Genomic DNA, 4,825 nt, shown 5'->3' with positions numbered 1-4,825 from the left:
GGCCTGATCAAATGCTGGGAAATCGGCCGCCAGCGCGCCGAACGCTTTCCCGAACTGGCCCAGCGCTGCCTGGCCGATGAATTGCCAGTGCTGGGCTGGAAGGGTGGCGTCAGTCGCAGCCTGAAGAAAAACGAGAAGTACGGCTCACTGAAATATCTGGCGCAGTGGCAGGGTCTGCGCGGTGAGGATCTGGATATTGATCTGGCGCAGGAGCGTTCGCTGGTGTGTTCGCGGACGAAGATGAAGGTGACGTTTACCCCGGATCGGACGAAGTATTTCAATCAGATCGCGGAGCTTGAGGCTTAGCCGTGCGGAAGTCCGGGCGGTAGCAATCCGAGTACAGGGCACAGACGCCGTACTGGGCGTCCAGATCGGCCATGTGCTGGTAGAACTGCTCGATTTCCCAAAACGTTTCATCCGCAACGGTCATCAGGTAGAAGTAACTGAGCTGATGATCATTGGGCAGCACCAATGGAAACTCTGCCAGCGCGTCCATCCTCGGCGCATTGGCCAGCGCCGCGAGCATCGGCGTCGGTGCCTGGGACAATTGCTCGAAGTACTTTTGCTTGTATGCCGCCAGACCGATGGCTTCACCTTTTGCTCTGGCATCGATAAGTTGCGCGAGGTTTGCCCGGCGCTGCTCCCAGTACGCCGCCGGCAGGTCGACATTCATTTGTTTCTTGTGTCTGGCCAATGCCTCATCGGCGCTGAGCTGGCGTTGCGGTTCGCCCGGCGCGGCGGCGGATCGTGCGTCCAACTCCTTGAAGGACAGCATGATCGTCGACTTGGCAAACATGCGTTCCATCAGTTCACGGCGCTGCGGGGTGTCCGGCAGTGCCGGTGGCGGCGATGCGCAACCGGTCAGCATCACGACAAGTCCCAACACAACAAGCAGCATTTTGAGTGACATGTATCGTCCTTGAAGCCAGTCGACAGAATGAGCTGCGCAGTCTATCCGATGGTCTAGGGTTTGGAAGACGTTTGCACGGAGTTGTCAGTCATGATTCAGTCAGTCCTCACCCCTTTTCTGACCATCGCCTACGAACAGCATGGCCCTGCCGGCGGCGACTCGGTGATTCTGCTCCACGGCTTCCCCTACTCGCCGCGCACCTTCGACGAAGTCGCCCCGGCGCTGGCCGCGCAAGGCTATCGCGTCATCGTGCCGTACTTGCGCGGTTATGGGCCGACCCGGTTCAACAGTGCGCAAACCCTGCGCTCGGGCCAGCAAGCTGCGATGGCGCAGGACCTGCTCGATCTGATGGACGCGCTGGGCATCGAACAGGCCATGCTTTGCGGCTATGACTGGGGCGGTCGGGCGGCGTGTATTGTCGCGGCGTTGTTTCCGGCGCGAGTGCGCGGGCTGGTCAGCGGCGACGGCTACCTCGTGCAGGACATCGCCCATGCGAACCAGCCGTTGGAGCCCGAAGACGAACACCGGCTCTGGTATCAGTACTACTTCCATACGCCGCGTGGGGTCGAAGGTCTGCGGCAGAATCGCCGGGAGTTGTGTCAGTTGCTCTGGCGGCTGTGGTCGCCGACATGGGCGCGCAAGGACGAACGCTATCCGCTGACCGCACCTGCTTTTGATAATCCTGATTTTCTCGACGTGGTGATTCATTCCTATCGGCATCGCTTCGGATACGCCTCGGGCGATCCAGCCCTGGAGTGGATGGAGGAAGCGCTGGCCACACAGCCGGTGATCAGCGTGCCGAGCATTTCGCTGTGCGGCGCCGATGATGGCGTCGGCCCGCCTTCTCTGATTGATGAAGATTCCGGGCATTTCAGCGGCTTCTATGAGCGGCGCGTGCTGGCGGGTGTCGGCCACAACCTTCCCGAAGAAGCGCCGCAGGAAACCCTCAAGGCGATACTGGATCTGCTGCAACGCTGACCGAAAACCGCTCCCGATAAGCCTGCGGTGTCACGCCAATGGCACGGAGAAAACTGCGCCGCAGCGTCTCTTCGCTGCCAAAGCCGCAATTGGCGGCGATGCGTTTGATCGGCAAACCGGTATCGCTGAGCAGTCGGCGGGCGGTTTCGACGCGGATCAAATCGATCGCCCGCGCCGGGGTCTGGCCGGTGTCGGCACGGTAGTGGCGGATAAAACTGCGCTCGCTCATGCCGGCCTGTTCGGCGAGCGTTGGGACGCCGAGGTCGCAAGTGAGGTTTTCGGCGATCCAGGCGTGCAGTTCATCGAAGCGGTTGCCCTGTTGTTGCAGCGACAGCGTCACGCTGAATTGCGACTGCCCGCCCGGGCGTTTCAGGAACACCACCAAGTGCCGGGCGACGTCGAGGGCGATGTCGCGGCCGAGGTCTTCTTCGACCATGGCCAGCGCCAGATCGATACCGGCCGTGACCCCGGCGGAAGTCCACACCGGGCCGTCGTTGATGAAAATCGGATTGGCCTCGACGCGCAGATTGGGATGTTGCGCGGCCAATTGCTCGCAGCGCGTCCAGTGGGTGACCACGCGGCGGCCATCGAGCCAGCCGCTGGCCGCGAGCAGAAAGGCCCCGGTGCATACCGAAGCCACGCGCCGACAATGAGTGCCGTGATCGCGCACCCAGCCAACCAGTTGCTGGTCTTCGGCGGCGGGATAAATGCCCCAGCCACCGGCGATGATCAAGGTATCGCTGGGCGTTTGCGGCAACGGTTCGGCCAGCACCGCCAGACCCGCCGATGACATCACCGCCCCGCCGCCGCTGGCGATCACGCTCGGCGCATACGGCACCGACATTCCGCGCTGGCGGGCCAGATCGTTGGCCGAGGCGAACACCTGCAACGGCCCGGTGACATCGAGAATCTGCATGTTGGCAAACGCGAGGACGTGAATGGCTTTAGGCATTTGGCGTAATTCGTGGGGTGATTGGCGTATGCGCCAGAACCTACGCGCCTACAGTGCAGTCGTCCACTTCTTTCAACGGAGCCACAACGATGACGCTGCAGATCGGTTTTCTGTTATTCCCGCAGGTTCAGCAACTCGACCTGACCGGCCCTTACGACGTGCTCGCCTCGTTGCCCGGCGTGCAGGTGCATCTGGTCTGGAAGGACCTGATGCCGGTGACGTCCAGCACCGGCCTGCTGCTGAAACCGACCACGACGTTCGACGATTGCCCGGATCTGGATGTGATCTGCGTGCCAGGCGGTGGCGGCGTCGGGCCGTTGATGGAAGACCAGCAGACGCTGGATTTCATCAAACGCCAGGCCGCGCAGGCACGTTATGTGACCTCGGTGTGCACCGGCTCGCTGGTGCTCGGCGCGGCGGGTCTGTTGCAGGGCAAGCGGGCGACCACGCATTGGGCGTATCACCAGTTGCTGCCGACGCTGGGAGCAATTGCGGTGAAGGATCGGGTGGTGCGCGACGGCAATCTGTTTACTGGCGGCGGGATCACCGCCGGGATCGATTTTGCCTTGGTGCTGGCGGCGGAACTGGTCGATGCCGACACGGCGCAACTGGTGCAGTTGCAACTGGAATATGCCCCGGCACCGCCGTTCAACGCTGGGAGGCCGGACGTGGCGCCGAGCGCGGTGGTCGATGAGGCGCGGTTGCGCGCGGCGCCTTCGTTGAAGCTGCGCACCGAGATTACCGAACGCGCGGCCGCCAAACTGGGCCTGCGCTGATCTTCAGCCGAATGCAAAACCTGTGGGAGCGAGCCTGCTCGCGAAAGCGGAGTGTCAGTCGCCAGTGACGTCATCTGCAAAACCGCTTTCGCGAGCAGGCTCGCTCCCACATTTGATTTGTGTCTGGCATCACTGCCACACCTTCACTTGTCCCACCTCCCTCGCCCGTGTAGAAAGCCCCTTCCAGAAATCTCGCACAAGGACTTTCGATGAAGGCGCTGCCCTGGCTCTATCTCGCGCTGCTCGGCCTCGGTTACGGATTGGCCCTGAGCTACGGCCAACTCGGTTGGCTGGCATTGATCTCCGTGGGGCTTTTGCTGTTCGCCGCGTTCGCTGTGCGCCAGCAACAAGTACCGTTTGCGCGCTGGCTCGGCCATGGCCTGTTCATTGTTCTGGCCGTGGCACTTGCGCTGCACTGGCTGCCGGGCTTCGCCAACGGCCGGGTGATCAATCCGCAACGTTTCACTGACAACGCGGTGCCGTTCGCGATGTATTTCAATCTGGATAAACCGCTGGTGGGCTTCTGGTTGCTGCTGGTTTGTCCGTGGATTGTCGCGCGGCGTTCGTTGCGCCTGACGGTCTATGCCACCGCCCTCGCCTTGACGCTGTGCGCAATTCTCGCCCTCGGCGGCGCGCTGTTGCTGGGCGTCATCGCCTGGGCGCCGAAGTGGCCGGATCAGGCCTGGCTGTGGGTGCTGAATAATCTGTTGCTGGTGACGCTGGTCGAGGAAGCGCTGTTTCGCGGCTATATACAGGGCGGACTCAGCCGTCGCCTTAAACACCTACCCTACGGCGATAACCTCGCACTGCTGTCGGCTTCGCTGCTGTTTGGTCTGGTGCACGCCGGCGCCGGCTGGACCTGGGTGTTGCTGGCGGGACTGGCCGGGGTCGGCTATGGTCTGGCCTATCGTTTCGGCGGACTGGGCGCGGCGATCGTCACCCATTTCGGCCTGAATCTGTTGCACTTCGGCCTGTTCACCTATCCGATGCTGGCCAGTTGACGCAAGCGCGGTTTTGCGACGTCGTACTTGAATCTGAAAAAAAGCTTCAATAAAAACCTGTCGGCGCCGACAACCATTCAAAGCCTTGCGGATTGAAAAACCATGCGTAACAACCAGCCCATTACACAACGCGAGCGGACCTTTCCAGCTCAGCAACGGTTGATTTCCACCACCGATGCCAAGGGCGTGATCACCTACTGCAACGACG

6 protein-coding genes and 1 pseudogene are annotated in these 4,825 nt (G+C 61.8%); 4 read left to right on the top strand and 3 right to left on the bottom strand.

Features of this window, described 5'->3' with window-relative positions; genetic code table 11:
* Positions 1-306, top strand: a 306-nt coding sequence (locus D6877_RS03075; protein WP_130909810.1) for a hypothetical protein, incomplete at its 5' end; no start/stop codon positions are given.
* On the opposite strand, the gene D6877_RS03070 is transcribed toward D6877_RS03075, so the two are convergent.
* Positions 278-910 (bottom strand): hypothetical protein, encoded by a 633-nt coding sequence (locus D6877_RS03070; protein ID WP_130909807.1) that lies wholly within the window; start codon positions 908-910, stop codon positions 278-280. The two genes, D6877_RS03075 and D6877_RS03070, sit on opposite strands and share 29 nt — an antisense overlap.
* A gap of 90 nt (positions 911-1,000) precedes the next feature.
* Here D6877_RS03070 and D6877_RS03065 point away from each other — a divergent pair, with 90 nt between their 5' ends.
* On the top strand, positions 1,001-1,888 hold the full coding sequence (locus D6877_RS03065; RefSeq protein ID WP_130909806.1) for an alpha/beta hydrolase: 888 nt from the start codon (positions 1,001-1,003) through the stop codon (positions 1,886-1,888).
* On the opposite strand, the gene D6877_RS03060 is transcribed toward D6877_RS03065, so the two are convergent.
* A complete protein-coding gene (locus D6877_RS03060; protein ID WP_130909805.1) occupies positions 1,857-2,840 on the bottom strand; it encodes a GlxA family transcriptional regulator in 984 nt (327 codons plus the stop codon). The two genes, D6877_RS03065 and D6877_RS03060, sit on opposite strands and share 32 nt — an antisense overlap.
* 89 nt (positions 2,841-2,929) lie before the next feature.
* On the opposite strand from D6877_RS03060, the gene inhA reads away from it, so the two are divergent.
* The gene (gene inhA, locus D6877_RS03055; protein ID WP_130909804.1) at positions 2,930-3,616 is read left to right on the top strand and encodes an isonitrile hydratase; all 687 of its coding nucleotides are present in this window, start codon (positions 2,930-2,932) and stop codon (positions 3,614-3,616) included.
* A 17-nt stretch (positions 3,617-3,633) separates the two neighbouring features.
* Here inhA and D6877_RS29790 read toward each other — a convergent pair.
* Positions 3,634-3,726 (bottom strand): annotated as a pseudogene (locus D6877_RS29790) (metal ABC transporter ATP-binding protein); the annotation flags it as partial.
* 99 nt (positions 3,727-3,825) lie between these two features.
* On the opposite strand from D6877_RS29790, the gene D6877_RS03045 reads away from it, so the two are divergent.
* Complete coding sequence (locus D6877_RS03045; RefSeq protein ID WP_130909803.1) at positions 3,826-4,617, top strand: CPBP family intramembrane glutamic endopeptidase; 792 nt, start codon at positions 3,826-3,828, stop codon at positions 4,615-4,617.
* Positions 4,618-4,825: the final 208 nt, after the last annotated feature.

Source organism: Pseudomonas sp. Sample_9 (assembly GCF_004307535.1).
In the GTDB taxonomy this organism is placed as follows: domain Bacteria; phylum Pseudomonadota; class Gammaproteobacteria; order Pseudomonadales; family Pseudomonadaceae; genus Aquipseudomonas; species Aquipseudomonas mercuritolerans.
Note: the sequence above shows the minus strand (reverse complement) of the source record. Positions and strands in the feature narration are given on the sequence as shown.

What these genes read in the sequence shown, in the direction of transcription:
- D6877_RS03045 (WP_130909803.1), top strand. Translation starts at nt 3,826, where the DNA reads ATGAAGGCGCTGCCCTGGCTCTATCTCGCGCTGCTCGGCCTCGGTTAC.
- D6877_RS03060 (WP_130909805.1), bottom strand. Translation starts at nt 2,840, where the DNA reads ATGCCTAAAGCCATTCACGTCCTCGCGTTTGCCAACATGCAGATTCTC.
- inhA (WP_130909804.1), top strand. Translation starts at nt 2,930, where the DNA reads ATGACGCTGCAGATCGGTTTTCTGTTATTCCCGCAGGTTCAGCAACTC.
- D6877_RS03065 (WP_130909806.1), top strand. Translation starts at nt 1,001, where the DNA reads ATGATTCAGTCAGTCCTCACCCCTTTTCTGACCATCGCCTACGAACAG.
- D6877_RS03070 (WP_130909807.1), bottom strand. Translation starts at nt 910, where the DNA reads ATGTCACTCAAAATGCTGCTTGTTGTGTTGGGACTTGTCGTGATGCTG.